12 protein-coding genes are annotated in these 22,242 nt (G+C 57.3%); 3 read left to right on the forward strand and 9 right to left on the reverse strand.

Annotation, left to right across the window (positions count from 1 at the left end; all coding sequences use genetic code 11):
* Positions 1-21: 21 nt before the first annotated feature.
* The 8 genes from ylqF to Pla52nx_RS15665 form a co-directional block, all read right to left on the reverse strand.
* On the reverse strand, positions 22-978 hold the full coding sequence (ylqF, locus tag Pla52nx_RS15630) for a ribosome biogenesis GTPase YlqF (protein ID WP_146523579.1): 957 nt from the start codon (positions 976-978) through the stop codon (positions 22-24).
* Positions 979-1,357: 379 nt separating this feature from the next.
* Entirely contained in the window at positions 1,358-3,871 is a 2,514-nt protein-coding gene (locus Pla52nx_RS15635) for an ABC transporter permease (RefSeq protein WP_146523580.1), read from the reverse strand.
* Positions 3,868-4,653: an ABC transporter ATP-binding protein gene (locus Pla52nx_RS15640; protein WP_146523581.1), complete on the reverse strand. Its 786-nt coding sequence runs from the start codon at positions 4,651-4,653 to the stop codon at positions 3,868-3,870. The genes Pla52nx_RS15635 and Pla52nx_RS15640 overlap by 4 nt, the downstream gene beginning before the upstream one ends.
* Positions 4,654-5,012: 359 nt before the next feature.
* Positions 5,013-6,464 carry an IS1380 family transposase gene (locus Pla52nx_RS15645; RefSeq protein ID WP_342190199.1) on the reverse strand — a complete coding sequence of 484 codons (1,452 nt, stop codon included), beginning with the start codon at positions 6,462-6,464 and terminating at the stop codon, positions 5,013-5,015.
* Between the two features lie 602 nt (positions 6,465-7,066).
* A complete protein-coding gene (locus Pla52nx_RS15650; protein ID WP_146522754.1) occupies positions 7,067-8,692 on the reverse strand; it encodes a serine protease in 1,626 nt (541 codons plus the stop codon).
* On the reverse strand, positions 8,692-10,032 hold the full coding sequence (locus tag Pla52nx_RS15655) for a DUF1501 domain-containing protein (RefSeq protein ID WP_146522755.1): 1,341 nt from the start codon (positions 10,030-10,032) through the stop codon (positions 8,692-8,694). The genes Pla52nx_RS15650 and Pla52nx_RS15655 overlap by 1 nt, the downstream gene beginning before the upstream one ends.
* A 10-nt stretch (positions 10,033-10,042) precedes the next feature.
* Complete coding sequence (locus tag Pla52nx_RS15660) at positions 10,043-12,310, reverse strand: DUF1549 and DUF1553 domain-containing protein (RefSeq protein WP_146522756.1); 2,268 nt, start codon at positions 12,308-12,310, stop codon at positions 10,043-10,045.
* 558 nt (positions 12,311-12,868) lie between these two features.
* The gene (locus Pla52nx_RS15665) at positions 12,869-14,347 is read right to left on the reverse strand and encodes a Gfo/Idh/MocA family protein (protein ID WP_146522757.1); all 1,479 of its coding nucleotides are present in this window, start codon (positions 14,345-14,347) and stop codon (positions 12,869-12,871) included.
* A 211-nt stretch (positions 14,348-14,558) separates the two neighbouring features.
* Between Pla52nx_RS15665 and Pla52nx_RS15670 the strand changes: the two genes are divergently transcribed.
* The 3 genes from Pla52nx_RS15670 to Pla52nx_RS15680 all read left to right on the forward strand — a co-directional run bounded on the left by Pla52nx_RS15670 (position 14,559) and on the right by Pla52nx_RS15680 (position 19,425).
* Positions 14,559-15,602, forward strand: coding sequence for a hypothetical protein (locus Pla52nx_RS15670; RefSeq protein ID WP_146522758.1), 1,044 nt, complete (start codon positions 14,559-14,561; stop codon positions 15,600-15,602).
* Between the two features lie 63 nt (positions 15,603-15,665).
* Positions 15,666-16,742: a glycosyltransferase family 4 protein gene (locus tag Pla52nx_RS15675; protein ID WP_342190416.1), complete on the forward strand. Its 1,077-nt coding sequence runs from the start codon at positions 15,666-15,668 to the stop codon at positions 16,740-16,742.
* 184 nt (positions 16,743-16,926) lie between these two features.
* Positions 16,927-19,425, forward strand: coding sequence for a DEAD/DEAH box helicase (locus Pla52nx_RS15680; protein WP_231742547.1), 2,499 nt, complete (start codon positions 16,927-16,929; stop codon positions 19,423-19,425).
* Between the two features lie 91 nt (positions 19,426-19,516).
* Here Pla52nx_RS15680 and Pla52nx_RS15685 read toward each other — a convergent pair whose 3' ends face one another.
* On the reverse strand, positions 19,517-22,177 hold the full coding sequence (locus Pla52nx_RS15685; protein WP_146522760.1) for a type II secretion system protein GspD: 2,661 nt from the start codon (positions 22,175-22,177) through the stop codon (positions 19,517-19,519).
* Positions 22,178-22,242 lie beyond the last annotated feature (65 nt).

Here is a 22,242-nt window from a genome sequence, read left to right on the forward strand (position 1 = left end):
GTTCGAGCGAAACGACGTGAGCTATTGCATCTCCTGTGACTTGCGTTTCGCACGCTGCTTGTCGCGGAATCTTTTTTTCCGCTTCGCGTCTTTCTCCGCCGTCGCGGCTTCCTTCTCCGCGATCGCTCGCTTCGTTTCGCTGCGTTCACGACGACTGGACTCGGGAGACTCCAACGTCAAACTTCCCATTTGGCCGGAACGGAGTTCAGTGACCAGGATTCGCGACGCGCGGTCGATGTCGATCAAGCGACTCTTGCCCAAACAGCCTCGTTTGCGTCCGATGGCCTCGATGATCTCCAACTCTGCGTCGGGCAATTCGTCCAACTCGTATCGCTGAGCCAATCGATCCGGATAGGAGTCTCGCATGAATCTCGCTGCAAAAAAGCCGACGTCGGCGTAGTCCATCGCGGTCTCCTTGATCGAGCCCAGCAGAGCCAAGCGATAGCCGCTGCGGACATTGTGAACGTTCGGCCACATCATTCCCGGCGTGTCCACCAAAGTGATGCTGTCTCCGATGCTGACACGCTGCTGCTGCTTGGTGACGGCTGGCGTGTTTCCTGTTTTGGCAATCTTGCGATTGGCCAGAAAATTGATGATCGTCGATTTTCCGACATTGGGAATGCCGCAAATCATGATGTCGATCGTTCGCCCGCGTCGCTCGGGAACCATCTGCGTGGCGATTTGCTTTAACTGACGAATGGTCGGCACGTCGTCGGTCGTGACCGCATGGGCTCGAACACCTTCCTCTTGGCTGAAATGGGCAAGCCAGCGCGCCGTCATCGATTCATCGGCAAGATCGCTCTTGGCCAGCACCTTCAAACAAGGCTTGGTGCCTCGAAGCTCCTCGAGCAACGGATTCTCACTTGAATACGGGATCCTGGCATCGAGAACCTCGATCACCACATGAACCTTGGGAAGCGTTGCCTCGATCTCAAGCCGGGCTTTGTGCATGTGGCCGGGGAACCACTGAATGGTCATCTGAAAATCGCTGCTGGAGTGAGTCGAGAAATGTGTCTCCCCAGTGTCTCGTCTGACGGCTCTGCTGGCTAACCCCCAATTGGAGGAGATGCGGAGATCGGGCGAAGATTTGCCAGCGAATAGGGTTGCTGAGAAACTTAGAAGCGATATACCGTTTACAACCGTACCAGGTGATGGGATTCGCCAGAATTCCTTGAGCCTGTTGGCCGGCTGGTGGAACAGGGAGAGGTGCGCGCGAGCGGCTAAAGCCTGGACTCCAACTGCTATTGGTAATGGGATTCGCCAGAATTCCTCTCGGACAGGATTTCTGGCGAAATCCACTTCGGGGTGTGAAGGTGATTTTGTCGCTGTCGCTGACTGGTCCGGGACGAGCAATCTGTCACTCGTACCGCAATGCTTCGGTCGGTGCGAGCTGTGCCGCCCGCTCTGCGGGAATCCAAGCGGACAGAAACACCGTGGTCGTCGCCGCAGCGATGCAGCCAAAGAATAGCCAGGGATAAAAATGGAACACCACCGGGTGGCCGAGCACCGGCATGGCGGCCAAGTTGATCACGTAAGCGATCCATACTCCCATGGCCGCACCGGGGATCAATCCGATCAGGCCCATCATTGCGGCTTGAGCAAAGATCACGCGGCGAACTTGCCAACGCGTCATCGCGACAATTCTCAGCATTCCCAGCTCACGCGTTTGTTCCAAGACGTTCATCGTCAATGTGTTGACGACGCCGAAACTGGCGACGACGAAGCTGAGGACCAGCAACGCACGCAATGAGCCGGTGATTCCGCCGAGCATCGCGTTGACGGTAGAGACGAGTCCGGCGTAGGACTGCAGCAACAAACCGTGTTCATTGCAGATACTTTCGAGCTGTTTCTCAACACTCTTGAGCGACTCCGGCTCACACTTGACGACGAAGATGTCTTCGCCGGTCACGCCCAGCAGTGCCTTGCCGCTCTGACGACTCATGTACACCGTCAGCCCGCCACCGATGTAGTCGTTAGCAATTCCGGCGATCATCAACGGTTTGGGACCGTCTGCGGTTTCGATCGTGATGGTGTCGCCCATTTTCAATGAACGGCGCTGAGACAGCACGGTCCCAATCACAACTTGACCCTCGTTGACGGCTTCGATCACGCTCGCCGGGTCTCCGGTTTGCAGGTCAAAGTAGACCTGATCGCTGTTGGTGAACTCGCGTACAACCACTAGCACCGTGTCCTGCGTGTCCGTTCGCACAGAAACAAACTTCAGGGAGTCCAGACTCGTGACCTCCTCGATCGATTCGATTTGGGCTCTGACGCTCTCCGGCATGTCGGCGGCTTCGCCGGTCGCCATGTCAGGCATCATGGCGCGAACGAAGAAATCGCCCACGATGGCGCGCTCGTACCACGTTCGCACATCGTTCAAGTTGTTTGATATCGTTGTCGCCAATGCGATACCCGTGCTCATTGCGATGAACAGCACGCCGATGGTCAACGTCGTGCGACCTCGATGACGCAGCAACTGACGCCGTGCCAATCGAGACTCCACCGGAATCGATGCAAGCAGCGATCGCTCGACGAGTGCCGAGACGGGTCCGACGACGACAGGGATCAGCATGACCAAACCCAGCAAACCGCCGACCGACCCGATCGCCGCCAAACCGACGGGCAAGCGACCTTGGATGCATCCCGTCAGCAAGACGGCAGACACAGCCAGGGTGAGCAGCCCAAGGACAGGAACCCACCATGAGACCTGAGATGAATGTTGAGGTGGCACGCTGACCAAGGCTTCCACCGGAGTCATCGCCGCTGCTTGACGGGCGGGCAAGTAAGCGCCCAGCATCGCGAGCCCCAAGCCAAACATCGTCGCGATGACCAACGAAGTCGTTGTGATTTCGACATCCGGCAACTCGACCAACATCACGTCGGCCACCGCCGTGGTCAAAATGCGGGCCCCGAAAACACCGAGCATGATTCCCAGAATCGTTCCCAAGACTCCCATCGCGAGTGCTTCGCGATACAACACCCCGGCGATCTGTCGACGCGTGGCACCGATCGCTCGCATCACCGCAAACTGACGCCGTCGCTCGCCGACGTTCATGGCAAAGGTGTTGCCGATCACAAACACCGCCAGCATCAGAATGAACGCCGTTGCCAACCGCAGACCTTGCTCGTTGGCCAACATCGCTTCGTCCGTCACATCGGTTCGTGTGGATGGGCGACCGATCGTGACGGTGTCCGGCAGCGCGGCTTGCAGTTCGTTTCGCACCGCATTTTCGTCGGCATCTTCGTTCAACACGATGGAGATCGTATCGATTTGCCGCTCGATTCGAAATCTTGCTTGAGCCACACGCAGGTGCATCATGACCAAGCCGCCTTGAACGACAGACGACCCACCGGCAGGTTGCACCAATCCGATCACGGGGGCCGGTTTCAGTCCGCTCCGCGTCAGTAACTTGATCTCGTCACCCACGACAACCTTCATTCGACGCGCTAATCCCACATCCATCCAGACGCCGATGTTTTTCCCAAGTGGCTCTCCTTCGACAAGTTCATAGTCGCGGACTGCGGAGTCCTTTTCAGGGTCGATGCCCAACGCGGTCAAGGTGGCACGCCCCTCCGGTCCATAGAGGATCGTGTTTCGATGAATCAGCGGAACGGCAACGGCAACACCCGGAGTCTTTTCGGCTACCGCAACAAGTTCTTCGTCAAAACGTTTCCCTCCGAAACCCGTGATCTCCAAATCGGCACTTCCGTTCACCTTTTGGAACATCTGTCGATAGGCGGCACGAGTGGTGCGGGTCGCAGACAAGACCGAAATCACCGACGCGACACCAATGACCACGCTCAATAGCGTCAACAAAGCACGCCCGGGACGTCGTCCGACTTCACGCCGGCTAAAGGACCAAAGGATCATCGCTTTGAGTCCTGCAGCGAGTCACTCGTCGAAGTGTCGTCTGCCGTGTTGCCGTCGGGCGATTCTTGCCCGCTTGCGTCCAGTTCCGGCGTCTCTTGATTGGGAGGTCCATCGTGTTCGATCATTCCGTCACGCAGACGGATGATGCGTGTCGCTTGCTGGGCGACTTCCATATCGTGCGTCACGACCACGATCGTTTGATCACCACTGGCGACGAGTTTCTTGAGCAACGCGACGGTCCGTTGGCTGTTTGCCGTGTCGAGGTTTCCGGTGGGTTCATCCGCTAACAACAATGCGGGTTGGATGACCAATGCTCGGGCGATTGCGACTCTCTGCTGTTCGCCGCCCGACATCTCGCTGGGCAAGTGCCCCGCACGGGCCTCCATTTCCAGGCTGCTCAGTGCACTCAAGGCTCGCTGCATCGACTCGGCTCGGGACACACCGTCCAATTCCAGTGGCAATGCGACGTTTTCAGCCGCTGTCAGCGTGGGCAGCAGGTTAAAGGACTGAAAGATAAATCCGATCCGTTGACGTCGGGCGATGGTTCTCTGGTCATCCGAGAGGCTCGCCAAGTCGGTGTCTTCCAGCAACACACGTCCTTCGGTTGGCAAGTCGACTCCGCCCAGTAAAGCCAACAGCGAGCTTTTTCCACAGCCCGATGGGCCGATGATCGCTACCATTTCGCCGGTGTGGATGGTCAAGTCCACGCCACGCAGTGCTTCCACCCGTGTCTGGCCACTGCCGTACGTCTTCTTCAATCCCTGAGTTTCAATGACGGGCATTCATTCAATCCTGGTGTTCAGTCCTTGTGCCGAGAGTTCTCGTCGTCGATTACTGGGCTGATCAAAATTTGGGGTTATACGGGGATTGGCCTGCGTAATTGTACTGCTCAAAGTTTGGTGTTGACATTGTTTTTTCCGTACATGTTTTTGTTCCATGCATCGCAATCAAAGTGAGCCTCAGGCGCTAGCCCGGATATTGCATCCATCGGTTATTGACGCGGGGTTGCGAGTTCGATACGTCCGCTTTTGGGAAATGATTTGATTTTGATGGGGGCTTTCGCAGCGCCGCGCAGAAGGCCCCCCCTCCCCCAAGCGAATGATTCGCTTCGTGGTTGCGTTTTCCTCGAGGGTTGCCGCCCTTAGTCGCTTCGGCAAAGACGCGCCATGACTTCGTTAAAGAGACTCGCGCTAGGGCAGTGAGTCGGAAGGTGAAAAATCACTCGCCGACAAGTCACGCGTACTCGCGCGGCAATCTTGAACAGACGCAAGCGGATCGTATCCACACGCATCCGAGCATGTGTAGTGCCCTGAAGTGCCAACCGGCGGATTCCGTCGACCAACACATACGCCAACGACGACAGAATCAAACGAAACTGATTGGCCATGAAGTCTGTGCAGCTGGTTCGATCGGCAAACAAACACATCTGTTGTTCCTTGATCCGATTCTCCATTTCACAACGCTGACAATAACGTTCTCGATAGAAATCCTTCGGGTTCCAAGCAACACTGCAGATCGTTCCAGGATCGAGGATTTGTCGAACCTGTTTGCCGTCCACGCGAGGGCGATGATAAGTCGGCTCGACGATCCCTTGGGCACTGGGCAGGTTTGTCACGACGAAACGCGGGTTGGCTCCCTTGTCGCCGTGCTCCGCCTTGCCGAGAACCCAGCGATGACGGTCCCATGTTTCCTGAGTGCGATAACGGAACCACTTGAAAAGCGTTCGCGTGGATTTAAATTTCAAATGCTCAAGTCGAGCACGGGTCATTTCGCAGGCAATATTGCGGATCAAGACGTTGTTCTTGGGCAATCCGAAGACATAGTAGACGTCGTTTTTATCGCACCAACGCATGAGTCTTTCATCAGAATATCCGCCATCGCCACGTAAAATGATTTTCGTCTCCGGCCATCGCGAACGAATCTTTTGAACCAGCAGTTTGGTCACCGCGCGAGCGTGATGGGCTGCGCCAAAACTGCTGGGACGTAAGTAGGCGACAAGCAACTGATAGCCACAGAACACGTACAGCGGCAGAAAACAGTGGCCGTCGTAGAATCCATTGAAGTAGTTTTTGTCTTGATTGCCGTGCGTCGGATCATCTGTGGCATCATAGTCCAACGTGATTTCTTCGGGCGGTTTCTCGTAGCTGTCCAGAAAGGTGTTTACGATTTCTTCGTGGATAGCCAGCATCGCTTTGCGATCGACACGATTTTCGAAACGTGAATGCGTTGACGGACTGGCCAAAGGAAAGTGTTCGTCGCTGTCATAGTCATTCTGTGCAGGTGTGCGTCCGGCAGCGACTTGAAAGGCTGCATCATGCCGCAAGTGGGCGTGATCGTTGCCGTCCTCGTAGCCTGCCGCAATTCCAAAGATACGACTGGTCAGGATCTCGGCCTGCGGATGTGCGGTGTAGATAGGATCGCGTGGATCGGCAATACAAGCGTCGACTCGGCGGATCAGGCCGAGTCGTTGATCGACTTCGCGAAGCAGTAGCAATCCGGCGTCGGACGTGAGCGTTCCGCCATCAAAATCAAACTCGACAGCTTGGCGACGGAGGCGTTTCAGTGCAGCTCGTTTTCGATTACGCTTTGTCATTGCCGAGAGCCTTGGGCTTGGGATGTGTGAAGTGTTGTAACTCCAATGCATACCAGGACTAAGGCTCTTGCGCTATAGGGGGAAACAAATTTTCGGATGCAATATCCGGGCTAGCCGTGGGCCGGCACCACAATCCGCCTCAGGCCCACGGCTAGCGCCTGAGGCTCACTGGGGGCCACCAGCTGCGTCGGCAGAGCCTCAGGCGCTAGCCGTGGGCCGGCACCACAATCCGCCTCAGGCCCACGGCTAGCGCCTGAGGCTCACTGGGGGCCACCAGCTGCGTCGGCAGAGCCTCAGGCGCTAGCCGTGGGCCGGCACCACAATCCGCCTCAGGCCCACGGCTAGCGCCTGAGGCTCACTGGGGGCCACCAGCTGCGTCGGCAGAGCCTCAGGCGCTAGCCGTGGGCCGGCACCACAATCCGCCTCAGGCCCACGGCTAGCGCCTGAGGCTCACTGGGGGCCACCAGCTGTGCCGCCAGTAGGGACATAAACTTGCGCAAACCCAAAACGAAACAACACCAAACTTTGAGCAGTCCACGCCAGCGCCGTCGGCTCACTATATCGACAGACTGCGAGCTGTGGCGATCTCGTATCCGACAATCTTACTGTCCCGTCAGCGAAAGGGCACTGATGGGTAGACTGGGGCGCAGCCGAAAGAGCGCTTTTTCGTGGACCGGCTGCTGATCTCCTGTCGGTGTTTCGTCGCCCGACTGCCTGCCAATGATGCGGAAATCCAATACGTTCACAATGGGCTCTGTCGTGGAAAGTTTGATCTGAACACTTTTTGAAGTGCCGCCTTTTGGTTCCGATTTCACTTGTTCAGACGTCACAAACTCGGGCAACCCCTCTACTGAAATCTCGATTACGCCACTGAAACCTGGCAGGCGTTTCACCGTGACGGGAATTTCGAGTGGCTTCTCTTTCGTGAGGACAAAACGATCCGATGTGACGCTCAATTCAAATACAGGTTGATACTGCTCGACCGTAAGGTAATAGAAATGCCGATCGCCGTGCCCATCCACTCGGTCGCTGACGTGGATCTCGACGAAGCCGTCCGTCTTCGCTTCGAATGTCGTCGCCGCGTCATAGCGTCCGCGTTCCAGATCCTCATTGCTCGCCAGAATCTCACTGGACGCTCGGTCGATGATCTTCAAGTGCGAGTCCAAGGGGAATCCATACTGATACGATCGGACTTGTGCCCAATACTTTTTCTGTGCAACCACGGGAACGATGAAGCGATCGAGCTCGGCTTGTTCGCTGATATGGCCAAATAAAGTTGCCGGCAACGCGTTGACCTGCTGAGCTGCGGCATTTGAAGATTCGCACACGCGTGGACCGCCAACGAGCGAGCGATCCCAAGTCCAGCCCAACGTTTCAGGGACAAATAGCGTTGGCGGAGAAACCGTGGTTGCCGGGGACACATGCGTCTCGACTTTCTCGGGCAAATTCCAGCCATAGACCTCAGCGCGACCATCGGACGCTGCCACACCGTGATCGACTATCGGTCCCGTGGTGACGTTGATCGCATAAACAAAGCTGCTGGAGCCGGCCAGTGCGATCGTGCTGTTCGGCGTCTCCGGAAATGCAAAGATGCGAATCACCAGCTCGGTGTCTTGTCCTACGTGATGGACGATCAAAGGATCCAGGCCGCAGTCGTCATCTGATTGTGCAAGCACGTTTCCATCTAAATCGACGATCTGCAAAACGGCATCCATTGGCGACGCCAGGATCTCATTTGCAACCGCAGCGACGACTAATGTCTGGCCGTCGGTCACCTTGATTCGATACGAATCAACATCACCGTTCTTGGCCAATCGGCCGGCGACAACGGTGGGCAGGTCGAGCGATCCAGCGTTGCCGATCTCGTTGTTCGGTTCGGACTCGACGGTCACGGCGGCGGATGTCATCAAGACAGGCGTCCATGCCGAGATGGCGTTCTGGCTGTTGACGCGAATCCACGCGACTCCGGGGGCTGCGTTGGCGTCCGTTGTGAAAGTCAACGTGTTCTTTTCGTCGGGCGAGGCTGTGATGCGAACTTCAGCGCGATCGCATTCAAAATCCATCGGCCACGCGCTGAGATCACCTTCGGCGACCAACTTGGAATCGCTGCCTAGCGTGACCACGGGCGGAAAAAAACGCTCCAGTTTGACTTCACCGGCAACGACCGACGAAAGGCAGACGCACAGCGAGATCAAACAGTTCAGTGGAGAAATGGGTGAGCCGAGCACTATGCCATCAACTCCATGATCGGCGTGGCGTCGCTGACCAAGTGAACCGGTCTGCCTTCGGGCGTGTGCATCGTCTGTCCGGGATCGATTCCCAATTTGCGATAAATGGTTGAGACAAAGTTCTCCGGTGATAAAACGCGTTCAACCGCGCTGTAGCCTTGTTTGTCGGTCGCGCCGACAATTTGTCCACCGCGAACACCACCGCCGGCGAACATCACGCTCATCGCATTGGACCAATGATCGCGGCCACCTCGCTCGTTGATCTTTGGCGTGCGGCCGAACTCGCCCAAGACGACGACCAAAGTTCGTTCCAGCATCCCAGTTTGCTTGAGATCCGCGATCAACGCCGCCACGGTGGCTTCGAACGGCGGCAGCTTCTTTTCCAGCTCCTCGAAAATCGACACGTGATGGTCCCAACCGCCATGATACAGCGTGACAAACGGAACCCCTGCTCCGACCAATCGGCGAGCCAACAAAGCGCGTTGACCGAACGAGTTTCGGCCGTAGGCTTCGCGGACCTCGTTGGATTCTTGATGAATGTCGAATGCGGCTTGTGCTTGCGGGCTGCTGATGATCTGCAGACTTTGCTGGTAGAAACGATCCATTGCGACAACGGGGTCGGCAACTGCCGGATCGTTCAAACGCATCATCGTGTCGATACGTTGGCGAATGTCTTGCCGAGATCCAAAGCGGTCCGCCGTCAGTCCGGTCGGGATCGTCACGTCGCGGACGCGAAAGCTGCTGCTGTTGGGATCATCCGGCACGACAAAGGGCGCGTACTGGCTGCCCAAGAAATTGGGGCCACCGGAGCGGGACATGCTCGGCAAAGAAAAATAGGCCGGTATCCCGTGGGGAGCGCCAATTTGTTGCGCCGCGACGCTACCCAAGCTGGGGTGAAAACTGACAAAGGCACCGCATCCGACCGGTATCCTTGGCGGAGCACCGGTCATCATGTAGTGGTTACCGGCACCGTGGTTTCCCTGGTCGTGGCGGATCGAACGTACGATGGCCAAGTCGTCGGACATCGCCGCGAGCTTTTGCATCGGCTGCGAAAAATACACGCCGCTGGTCTGAGTCCGAATCGGTGGAAAGGAGCCGCGGATCTCGACCGGCGCATCGGGTTTGGGGTCAAACGTTTCGTAGTGACTGGGGCCGCCGTCCAACCAAACCAAGATACACGCGTCGGCTTCACGCTCAGAGGGGACCTGCGTGAATGAATCGTTCGCGTGAGCACGCGCTCTCAGCGCGCCTGTCAAGCCGCCGGAGATCAGGCCGCCCAGTCCCAGACGCAGACAATCGCGTCTCGCGATCCCTTCACAATTACGCCAGCTCGTTGCCATTGGATTGCACCTAGTTTTGAATGGAAAATTCAGGTGTATTGAGCATTGCCCACATCAAGTCCTCGATCGCTCCGCGTCGGTTTTCCCCCGCCGTTGCGATCAAGGATTCCGCATACTGTCGCTCGCCCTCGCTGGGGTAGCGTGAATAGACGGCCAAGTAAAGTTCGTCAATGATCTCGGTCGCTGATCGGTCACTCGACGCAAGCTGCGCCACTCGTCCATCATCGTTGGTGATCCGTCCGCTCAACTCGCGAGAATTCATCAAGTGCAGCGTTTGAGTCACGGAGGTATCGGGAATACGTTCACAGGGTGGGTCCTGGTTTTCATTGGGGCGACCAAATGTGTCCAGGAAAACAGAATCCACACGCGTCGTCCAAATTTGATTCGCCTTTGATTGCGTGGGCATCGCCGTGAACGACGTTGGTGTCAGCGTGATGTCGGAAATCGCGTCCGAAAGAATCTCGGCACGCAACCGCTGTCGATAATGACGGGAATGATTCAGCCGGTCCGACGAGTTTGTTTCATTGGGAATCGACGACAGTGCATAGACGTTGGAAAGTGCGATGGTACGCAGCATCTGTTTTTGATCGTAACCGATCTCGCGGAAGTGATCCGCAAGAGCATCCAGCAGTTGTGGATTGCTTGGCGGATTCGTGCTTCGCAAATCATCCACCGGCTCGACCAAGCCGCGTCCCATCATGTGTGCCCACAATCGGTTCACGTGTACTTTCGCAAACAGCGGATTGTCCGTTGTCATCCATTGTGCCAGAGCGACACGAGGGTCATCGTGTTGCGAAAGATCCACGGAACCGAACAAAGGCGTCGGCGTCATGATCTCACCCGATACGGGATGTTTCACGGTGCCGGATTCGGAAGTCCAGATGATCTCTTCTCCGCCCGAGATTGGCGGCGACAGTCCGGTACCGCGATGGGCGACTTTGCCAAAGAACGCGGCGAACTGATAAAAGTCCGCTTGACTGTAGCTTTCGAACGGATGGTGATGGCACTTGGCACATTCCAATCTCACCCCCAGTAGCAACTGACTGACCAAGGTCGCCATCTCATCGGGACTTCGACGGTCTCGGTACAACGTCACGGCACCGTTTCGCCAAGTGCTGCCTCTGGCGGTAACGAGCCGCCGAGCGAACTCATCATGCGATAGGTTTTCGCGAAACTGCTGTCGGATCCAGTTGTCGTAGTTCAAGACGGCTTTGATGCCAACTCGATAGGGATTCGGCCTCAGCAGATCTGCCCATTGATTTGCCCAATGGTCTGCGTACTCTCGTTGAGACAGCAGCCAATCGACCAAGTGTTCTCGCTTACCAGGGTCGGCGGACTCAAGAAACTCGCGGGCTTCCTCCGGACGCGGCAGACGCCCGATCAAATCAGTAAACACTCTGCGCAAGAACACCCACTCCTCGGCCGGCTCGGAGGGTTTGATCCGCAGACTCTGTAGTTTTGCAAACACCAGTTCGTCGATGAACCCGTTGCGTGGCAGATCGTGAAAGACGCTCGCGGGGATTTCTTGTTCACGTGGAATCTGAGCATTTGCCACACAGATGTGGTTCATGTATCGCGCCATGATCGCAGTCTCGCCGGGTAACGAACCTGCCAGCATTCGTCCTGCCGCATCGACCGACACCACGGCGGGATCGTTCGACAAGTACGTCGCCTGAGATGTCACCGTCCGCTGTGATCCATCGCTGTACGTTGCCGTCAGAGACAGCTCGGCGGTTTGACCGCTGGACATCACGAACTCGTCGTTGCCAAGGACGACAGATTCCAAGACGGGCTCGTTGGGCACACTTCGCTTGGCACCTTGCTCGATCCAACGCAGCAACGTCAGATGATCGGATGAGCCTGGTTCGATCTTCACGCCTCCACCATGTGGCACAGTCGCGGTAGCTTTCTGCAGCAATAAGCTTTCATGAGGCGCGGTCAACGAAAGACGCCGCCCGCGTGAACTGCGAACGATCGCGTTGTGATCAAACTCGGAGTCAAAGCCGAGTAGCGAAAGTTGAAACCCGTTTTGCCCACGCTGCTTTCCATGACAGGCACCCGCATTGCATCCTCGCGCGGTCAGGATCGGTTGGATATCGAGCTGAAAGCTGATCGGCTGATGGATCGCGGATGCGAGGGAAACGCTGCCGGGCTCCGCACCATGCGATGAGGAACAGCACCACGTGGCGAAGTTGATCGCTAGAAACCAACATGCAAGAATCGGCCCGCGGGTGGACCATGTTGGCCATCTTGGAGAGGCGGGAGGTTGACTGCACATCAGCAGTTCGGGGGCAGGCGTGAGGCGGGGAGGGGGCGGGATCGAATGATTATAGACGAATCGGGCCCCCAGTGCTGCGCTGTTTGACCCGTAGCCGTTAGGCGTAGGTGGAAGCTGCGTTTGATTCTGCGGTGCAAACCGGATGGTTGCGTCTCCTGCGCCTTCGGCTACGGGTCAAACGGGGTGGTGCAAAGCGGCTGTTTGACCCGTAGCCGTTAGGCGCAGGGGGAAGCTGCGTTTGATTCTGCGGTGCAAACCGGATGGTTGCGTCTCCTACGCCTTCGGCTGCGGGTCAAACGGGGTGGTGCAAAGCGGCTGTTTGACCCGTAGCCGATAGGCGCAGGGGGAAGCTGCGTTTGATTCTGCGGTGCAAACCGGATGGTTGCGTCTCCTACGCCTTCGGCTGCGGGTCAAACGGGGTGGTGCAAAGCGGCTGTTTGACCCGTAGCCGATAGGCGCAGGGGGAAGCTGCGTTTGGCTCTGCGGTGCAAACCGGATGGTTGCGTCTCCTGCGCCTTTGGCTACGGGTCAAACGAACTGTTTCCAGGCGGCTGCGGGTCAAACGTTTTCGACCGTCGGGACTTGATACGCTGCGTTGTTCGGATCCTTCAGCAACTTGTTGGCTTGCTCGGCATCCTGGCCGACAAAGCGTTCGGTCTCTGGGTCGAAGCTCAGTGTCGGTCCGACGATGTACTTGCCGCCGTCCTTGGGGACGCCGACTCCGTCACGCATGATGGCGTGCAGTCGACTGAAGTGTTCTGCGGCGTCGGCGTTGTCACCGAACTTGCCCGCCTTTTCGCTGAAAGGCACTTCAACTCCCAGTCGATACGAGTTGTTCATCAAGTGTCCCAACACGCAACCATAGTGTGCGTCCATGACGTTGCCGTTGGCCAAATTGGGGTCACCGGCGCGGACAGCTGCGATGAACGCGTTCCAATTGCCGCCCGGCGTGACGTTTCCCGGTTCCAGTTCCAGTTTCTCGGGTTTCGTTGCACCGGGGCGCAGGATCTGGTAATTTCCTTCGCCCGTGATGACGCTGCCGTCCTCGAGGTAGTACTCGTTGAACACTTGCTTCTTATAGCCTTTGTAGTTCACGTTGCGAACATTAAAGAACACTTGTTGTCCGTTGGGATACTCGGCCATCGCGAACATCGTGTTGGGCGTTTCGCCTTGATCATCCCATTGGAACCGGCCACCCAATGCGGAGACCTTGACCGGGTGAGTTTGATCGTCGTCGATCGCCCAGCGTGCGACGTCCAACTGATGGGTTCCTTGATTGTTCAAGTCACCGTTGCCGCTTTCCCAGAACCAGTGCCAGTTGTAGTGGACGTAGTTGGCGTGATACTGATCGATGACCGCCGGTCCTTTCCACAAGTCCCAATTCAGGTTGGAGGGTGGATCGGTCGGCGTCTTGTGGCCGATGCCGCCGCGGGGTTTGCAGCAGTAGCCGTAGGCGATTTTTAGCCGCGGCAGCTTGCCCGATTTGAGAGCCTCGTGCAGTCCGGCGATCCCGCTGCTGCTACGTCGTTGCGTTCCGTGTTGGATCACTACGCCGTACTTCTTTTGCGCCTCCACGGCCACGCGGCCTTCCATCACATCATGGCTCATCGGTTTTTCGACGTACACGTGTTTGCCCGCCTGTGCACCCCAGATGGTCAACAGTGAATGCCAATGATTGGGCGTGGCGATCGAGATCGCGTGAACGCTCGGGTCGTCCAGCGCAGTCCGAATGTCCTCGATCGGTTTGGTGGTCAGTTTCCCTTCGCTACGTTTCTCCAAACCCTTCATCGCATTGGCCAGGACTTTGGCATCCGGGTCGGCGATGTAGGCCAGTTCGACGTTGTTCGCCTTGGCCCATCCGGCGATATGACTTTGCCCACGTCCGTTCAATCCGGCGACGGCAATCCGGACACGTTCATTGGAGCCGACCACGGCACCGGAGGAACGGGTGTTGGTCAAAATGAGCGATCCCCCGACGGCGGCGGAGGTTTGCAAGAACTGACGACGACTGGGGGCGGAGGGGCTGATGTGCGACATGATTGAATGAATGCGGGTCGAGGAATGAGGGGAAGGACCTGAGGGTCGGTGGGACGCTGAATGTGCAGTTTAACCGGATCTGATGCCGCCGATGTCGGTACTCCGGCTTCGTTTCGGCTCAGATACGCGTAAAAATCATTTTTCCGGGTGTTTGCCCGGGGCTAGAATAGAACGTGCCCGGACGTGAACTTCCCGAATGAAAGTTAAGAACGTGAACAGACTGCTCGCCATTAGCCCCGTATTGGCTTTGATTTGCTGCCTCTCAGGCACCGCAGCCGCACAGCATTACTATGGTGCCGGCGGGCACTCGTACAGCAACGGGTACCGCGGAGCCGTCTCCAATGGCTATTACGGTGGTTACTCGCGGGGCTATCACCCCGGTTCGTACGGCTCGGGTTTGCTTTATTCGGGTTCGCGATATTCGGGTTCTCTCTATGCGGGTTCTCTCTATTCGGGCGGAGTCTACGTGGCCCCTGTCTTGCCGCCACCGGCAAGCGTACGGATTCGCACGCCGTTCTTTTCGATGGATACGGGGCCGGGATACTCGCGCTACGGCGTTGGTTCGTCTGCGATCTACGGTTTCGGGAGTCCGCTGGGATATTCCGCTGGCAGCTACGGACTCTACGCGCCAGCGTATCCGTCGACTGCACCGCTCTATGACCCGCTGTATCCGTCCTATGTGCCAAGTGATCTCTACGGGACGGACGCGTACGGCTACGACCCAAGTGTCGCGCCGAGGGACGATCTCTATCAGCCGGGAATTGATGGCGGCATCCCAGAAGTCTCCGTGGGGCGACCTGCATTCACGCCATCCTCGCAACCAGCGGGGGCCGTCAATCTGCTGGCGTTGCGGATGTCAGCCGATGTCCTGCGTCAAAACCTTGAGCGTCGCCGAGACGATGCCGACATCTGGCTCGACTACCTGTCCCCAGATCGCGTGATCGCGGCCATTGACGCCGGCCAACCCGATGCCGGGATCGCTGAATTGGCGGATCACTATGAGGGAGTCGCTGGAAACACGCAGTTGCGATGGCTGTTGTCGACACCGGGATTCGAAGCGACACGTCGCGGTCTGCGGCAATGGGTCAGCCAGTCCGCTGCGACAGGCGAGCCCCGCGACACCGGTGCCGGCGAAGGATCCATCTTGGGACCTGAATCGGGAACAGCAACACGTCCAGCCGAAACACGTCCAGCAGAAACACTGCCGACCGAAACACTGCCGACGCCGGTTCCCGAAGTCCTGCCGGCAGAATAAGTTGTCATCAGAAAGACGTTTTTCCGTTCGTGGGATGGCACCTGTCCGTTGAAAATAGCTTGCGTGATCCATTCGCTCTCCGGTGGCGGCGCGGAACGAGTGATGGCATCGCTCGCTTCGCGGCTCGCATTGCGAGAGCACGCAGTCACGTTGATCACGTTGGATGACGGAAGTAGCGACCGCCACGATTTGGGCAGTGATGTCGGGCGAATCACGCTCAACGTGATGGGGGCGAGCGAATCGTTGTGGGACAAGCTTTCGCGTTTTCGTGCCCGCTACACCGCTTTGCGAAACGCGATCGTAGACACACGCGCCGACGTCGTGCTCTCGTTTTGCGATCGCACGAACATCGAAACTTTGATCGCCGCAAAACGGACCGGTATTCCCGTCGTCGTCAGCGAGCGAAGCGACCCACGATGGCAAACCCTCGGGTCGTTCTGGGAATGGATGCGTCGACGCACCTATCGACGTGCCGCCCGCGTGATCGCGTTGACGGAGACCACAGCTGAGTTCTTGCGTCCACTGAATCCTCGCACCGTGGTGATTCCTTCCGCCATCGAGTGTCCACCGATACGTTCGGATCGCGTTGCCGCTCAACTCGAAAAGATGATCATCGGCGTCGGTCGATTGGAGCCGGAAAAGGGCTTCGACCGGTTGATCGAGGCCTTTGCGATCGCAACGACTCAGCATCCCGACTGGCGGCTCAAGATCCTGGGCGATGGTTCGCAGCGAGAAACGCTGATTGGGCAAGCCAAATCACTGAACATCGCCCACCGCGTCGAGATGCCCGGCTGGGTCCGTCCGATCTGGGAACCACTTTCTCGGGCAACGATCTTTGCATTGGCGAGTCGATACGAAGGATTCCCGTCGGCGTTGATGGAAGCGATGGCGTCGGGTGTGCCTAGCGTCAGCGTGGATTGCCCCAGCGGTCCGCGTGAGATCATCCGTGATGGAGACAACGGGCGTTTGTGTGGCAATGACGTGTCATCGCTAGCCGACGCGATTTCAGAATTGATCTCCCAAGACGAAAAACGTGAGCACATGGGGATTCAAGGGACCGAAATCGTCCAACGCTACAGTTGGGACAAGATGGTTTGCAGCTACGAGACCGTTCTGCAAGACGTGGTCAGCAACCGGTAGAAATCACCCCGCATCCTCGTAATGGGATTCGCCAGAATTCCCCGCACGTGCAAACTCGCATTGGGATTCGCCAGAATTCCCCTCCCAAAGGCTTTCTGGCGAAATCCACTACGGTGGTGATCGCAGATGCGGCCCTGGAGTGCTCCGATGGCATCGCTCGGCACGTTGGTGTTACAACATGGCGATGAATGACTCGACTCCTAATGAAGCAAACGGCACCGGTGTGGAACCCATCGATCGCGATACGCTTGCCACTGAATACTTCTCCTTGCTGCCCTACGAGCCATATCCGGTTCAAGAAGAAGCCTTGCTGGCGTACTTCACCAACGACCAAGGTGTTCTCGTCTGCGCTCCGACCGGCACGGGGAAGACACTGATCGCCGAAGCCGCGGTGTACGAAGCGTTACGCACCGGGCGTCAGATGTATTACACCACGCCGCTGATCGCGTTGACCGACCAGAAACTCGACGAGCTTCGTGAGAGTGCCGTCCGCTGGGGCTTTTCGGCGGACCAAGTCGGCTTGGTCACAGGGAATCGACGCGTCAATGCCGATGCCCCGGTGTTGGTCGTCGTCGCCGAAATCCTACTCAATCGTTTGCTCAATCATGAGACATTCGACTTTTCCAAAGTCACGTCGGTCGTGATGGACGAGTTTCACTCGTTCAACGATCCTGAACGCGGCATCGTTTGGGAATTGACACTCGGCTTGCTGCCCAAACACGTTCGCACACTCTTGCTCAGCGCCACCGTCGGCAACGCCGTCGATTTCACTTCTTGGCTTTATCGTTCCCACCAACGTCGCTTGCAACTCGTCCGCGGTGACCAGCGTAAGGTTCCGCTACAGTATGAATGGGTCAGCGATGAAATCATCAATGACTTTGCCGAGAAAATCGCCGCTGGTGACGAGACCCAACGACGCACGCCGGCGTTGATGTTCTGTTTCAGCCGATCCCAATGCTGGACAACGGCTGAAATGCTGAAAGGCAAGAAGCTGATTGACAAAGAACGCCAAGCACAACTGTCGGACTACTTGGACGCCGCCGACATGTCGACCGGTGCGGGGCCCAAGCTGAAACAAATCCTGATGCGTGGCGTCGGCGTTCACCACGCGGGCGTCTTGCCCAAGTATCGCCGGATGGTGGAAGAATTGTTTCAACGCAAACTGCTTGCGTTTTGTGTGTGTACCGAAACGCTGGCCGCCGGCATCAATTTGCCTGCACGCAGCGTGATCCTGCCCAGCCTATTGAAAGGGCCCCGAGACAAAAAGAAACTCGTCGACACCGCGTCCGCTCAACAGATCTTCGGTCGCGCCGGTCGCCCTCAGTATGATGATCGTGGTTTCGTGTACGCGCTTGCGCACGAAGACGATGTGAAGATCCATCGTTGGCGTGAAAAGTATGATTCGATCCCGGAGGACACCAAAGATCCGGGATTGATGAAAGCCAAAAAGCAACTGAAAAAGAAGATGCCCAAGCGTCGGGCGGGTGAGAGTTATTGGACCGATCAACAGTTCACGCAACTGCAAGAGGCCGACGCGGCAGACTTGTCCAGCCGCGGTCAGTTGCCTTGGCGTCTGCTGGCTTACTTGCTCGGTCGCGATGCTGCCGTCCAGCCGATTCGTGATCTGGTGGGCAGACGTCTGCTGACTCCGAAAAAGATCGAGGAAGCGCAGCGTGATCTCAACCGCATGTTGATCACATTGTGGTCGGCCGGTTTCATCGAGTTGGACCCCAAACCCGTCCTGGCTCGCGGCCCAAGTCAGCCTGCGAATTCGAACGCAGCACAGCCAAAGAAGCCTTATGATCCCCCGGCCACCACCGGCTTGTTCGGTGAAATTCTGGATCAGATGCGTGATCCAAACAGCGACGATGCCAAGTCCACCGAGGAGAATGCCGACCCGGCGTTGATCGAAAGCCGTGGCTACGAAGTCGATGACTATCGACCCGTCACAGCCGCGCCCACCGAGCGTCTGGATCGGCTGGTGCATTTGCGCAGTATCAATCCACTCTTTGGCGTCTATCTGGCTGACCAACTGGCGATCGCGGATCCGAATGAACGGATCGCGGCCCTGGAGAGCGTCTTGGAAGTCCCCGGAACAGTTGCTCGCCACACACGGATGCCTTCGCTGGACGACATGCCCGCCGGAACCCTGGCCACCACGCGTCTGGATCCCCAATTGTTGACGATGGGTTTGGCGACGCCGGAGGAACTGGGCGCCAAATCAGGCGATGACGACGAAGACGTTGTGAATCGCGGATTCGGACGCGTCATGTTCGACGAGCCCCGAGTCTGGCCGCTGACGATCGGAGAAAAAATCTTGCGACTGTTTCAGAACGAGTACCCGCGTGTGCACAACGTCAAGGTAGTCCCTGTTTGGATCGTAGGCGACCTGTTGAACTATGGTGGTGATTTCAACAAGTATGTCACCACCAAAAAACTGCAGAAGGAAGAAGGCATTCTGTTACGACATTGCCTACGCATGATCTTGTTCTTGGACGAAATGGCCAACGTGCCTCCACTGGAAACCACCGTCGAAACTTGGGAAGACTGGCTGGATGATCTTGCCGATACGTTGTCCGAGTCGTGCCGAAAAGTCGATCCACAAACCACCGATGAAATCCTGTCCAAAGGCCTCGAGCCCGTCGACGAACTGATCGCAGCCGGACGACGGTGCTCGCGTTGACGGTAGCTACCAGTTGTTGGTCCGAACCGGGGCAAGTCTGGCGTAAGCAAAGGATAAATGTTGCGCAAGCCGAGAATGTCACAGCCCCATCTCAGAAGCCGGGCGGGCTACGATAGATGAGTTCGCTGGAGGCGTGCTCCGGCAACGTGTCCTGCAGCTGATGGTGCTCGATCATGCGTGGGCCGCACGGTTGCTCCATGATGTGTGTCACCAGTGCGATCACCAGCTCGTCACGTTTGAAGGTGCGTGATGACTTTCGGAAAAGTTTTCCCACCACGGGAATGTTTCCAAGGATCGGTTTCTCGGCGTAGTCCGAACCTTGGTTTTCCCGAATCAAACCGCCGATCACCAGACCACCACCATCGGGCATCAGAACCGTCGTGGATACTTCCGTCGTGTCTTCTTCTGGGAATCCACTTTCCGAGATTCGGCCCCCGGAGACTTTGGGCAAGACGGTCATCAGGATGTTGCCGTCGTCGGTAATGACGGGCGTCACGGTCAGCACAATTCCGACGTCCAGGAATTGAACATTCTGGACCGTGGACGTCTGAGTGGTCGTGGCTACCGAGTAGGGCAGTCGTTCGCCGATTTGAATTTTTGCTTCTTGGTGATTGACCACCGAGACTTTGGGGGATGCCAAAGTACGCGACGTCGTATTGGTGCGAATCGATTCGATAAAGGAATCCATGTCGCGACCGTCCACACGCAGCGACACGGTCGGACCTTCGCTTGATTCTTCTGCAAAGCCGCTGCCGGCAAGGGTAACGCGTGCATTTCCCAGGCGAGCCAACAAGTTGAGATTCACGCCATGACGTTCATCGTTCCCCAGATCGATTTGCATCACGTGAGCTTCCACCAACACCTGCTTGGGAGCGACGTCGATTTGGGCAAGATACTGTGCAACGCGTTCGTGTCCGGCTTCGATATCTTCCACGACGATCAGCTCACGTGTCTTGAGTTGATCATCCGATGCGGACTGACTGGTGAAGACTTTGCCCACCGGCGACAACAGACCTGAAACCACGTTTTCAACGTCTGCAGAAGCAAGATAGTCGAGCGGGTAGACCTGCAATCGGCGACCTTGAACGCGAGGCGAGATCCCAGGAGTGACTTGACCGGTCACGTACAACAGGTTCTCGACTTGATGCCAATTAAAACCCGCCACACCAAGGATCGCGTCGAGGACTTCCTCCAATCGAGCACCTTGAATGCTGACAGTGACGGGCCCGGATACTTCGGGTCCAAGAACCAGGTTGAGCCGATGATGGTCGGCAATCATCTTCAGGACGTCGGGCAACTTGGCTTCGGTGGCAACCAGTGTGACCAGCTTTCCGTCACCTTTGATGGACGCATTGCTGGGAAGTTCAGCCCGCTGGATCGGTACGGTCAGGGGATCGAGCGACTGTGCGAGCTGTACCGGACTGGTGGATTGGGGTCGGCTGGGTTGCAGAACATTGGTTTGCGTAGTGGATTGACGATGCGCCGGCGGCGCTGTCTGCAGTTGCGTCGCATAGCCGGCGTTCTGAATCGGCGTTTGGTGCGGAACTTGTCGCAGCGAATCGCCGACAAAATTTGCGTCGGTGACGTGAACCATCCGATCGACCGATTGGCTTGCCGTGCTGATCTCCGTCTGCACACTTTCTATCGCATTCGTGGCAGCAGACTCGGAGATCGGGATGGCACCCGCGATGACCGGCATTGATGCGGCGCTGGAAAGTTGGCGTCGGGAAGCTCCACGAGGCGGAGCGATCGGATTAAGATCCGTTACCTGGACGACTTGCGACGGCGTTGGTGTGGTGTCAACCCACTGATGCGCCCGTTGGATGCCGCTTTCGGTCTCCATGTCGACGGATGAAGCGTCGGCGACCGCGATTTCAAGATCGGCACTGAGTTGCTTGTTTGTGTTGCCAAAGGACTCCGGTGCAACCGGTGGCGACCCGACAACTTGTGTCGACTGTGCAAAGTTGACTTTGCTACGTGGTGCCGGCTGTAACTGTGCCGCTTCGACGCGGACGTCGAGCGCATCAGAATCTTGTCGCAACCGTTGTGGCAACGGTTCGCCTATCGCAGACTGAATCTGTTGCGGAGGATGATCGGGACTCGGCGAGGTTTGGATTCTTGAAGCCGTTCGGGGCGGCGTCGGCTGGGCTGGCGCTGGACGAGTCGATCCGCTAATCGTTTGTGAGTCACTTACGTTTGAACGGTCGACGGTCTGAGGGATCACTGGAGAATCACCGGCGAGAGGCAGCCCTCGGACGGGGCCACGTCGCTTGTGGCGTGCCGGTTCAGTCGTTTTGCGTTCTGCAGCGTTGGGCGGCAAGATGCTGGTCGCTGGCGGTGGCCCGTTCCCCACAACCAGTGTCTTGCGGCTCACCGGTTCGGCGAGCCGCTTACGCTTGATGACTTGGGTATTGACCTCAGGTTGTTGTTGGATCGCGACCGCGCGATCGGAAAGATGTAACGTGGGGGCAGAGTCCGCCAATGCGCCTGTTTGCAACAGAGTCTCAGCTGGCAACAGAGTCTCAGCTGGCAACAGAGTCTCAGCTGGCAACGAGGCAGGCGGATGATCTATCCGTACGGCTTTGCGACGCACCAAGCGGATGGCTTGCTCGGTAGCTTGCCTAGTGAATTGACCGGTGTCGGCTGATGCAGACGCGGTTTGCGCAGCGGCCGGATTGCAATTTCCGATGGCGCAGGCGACAACGCAGCACGCGATCCATGGAAAGAAGCAATTGTTTGTTGGCCGCCGCATGGGCTCCACATCCCTGTGTATCGATTGGACCTGCTACCGCAGCGTGCTTCTAGCGTGAAACTCGC

This window comes from Stieleria varia (assembly GCF_038443385.1).
GTDB lineage: Bacteria > Planctomycetota > Planctomycetia > Pirellulales > Pirellulaceae > Stieleria > Stieleria varia.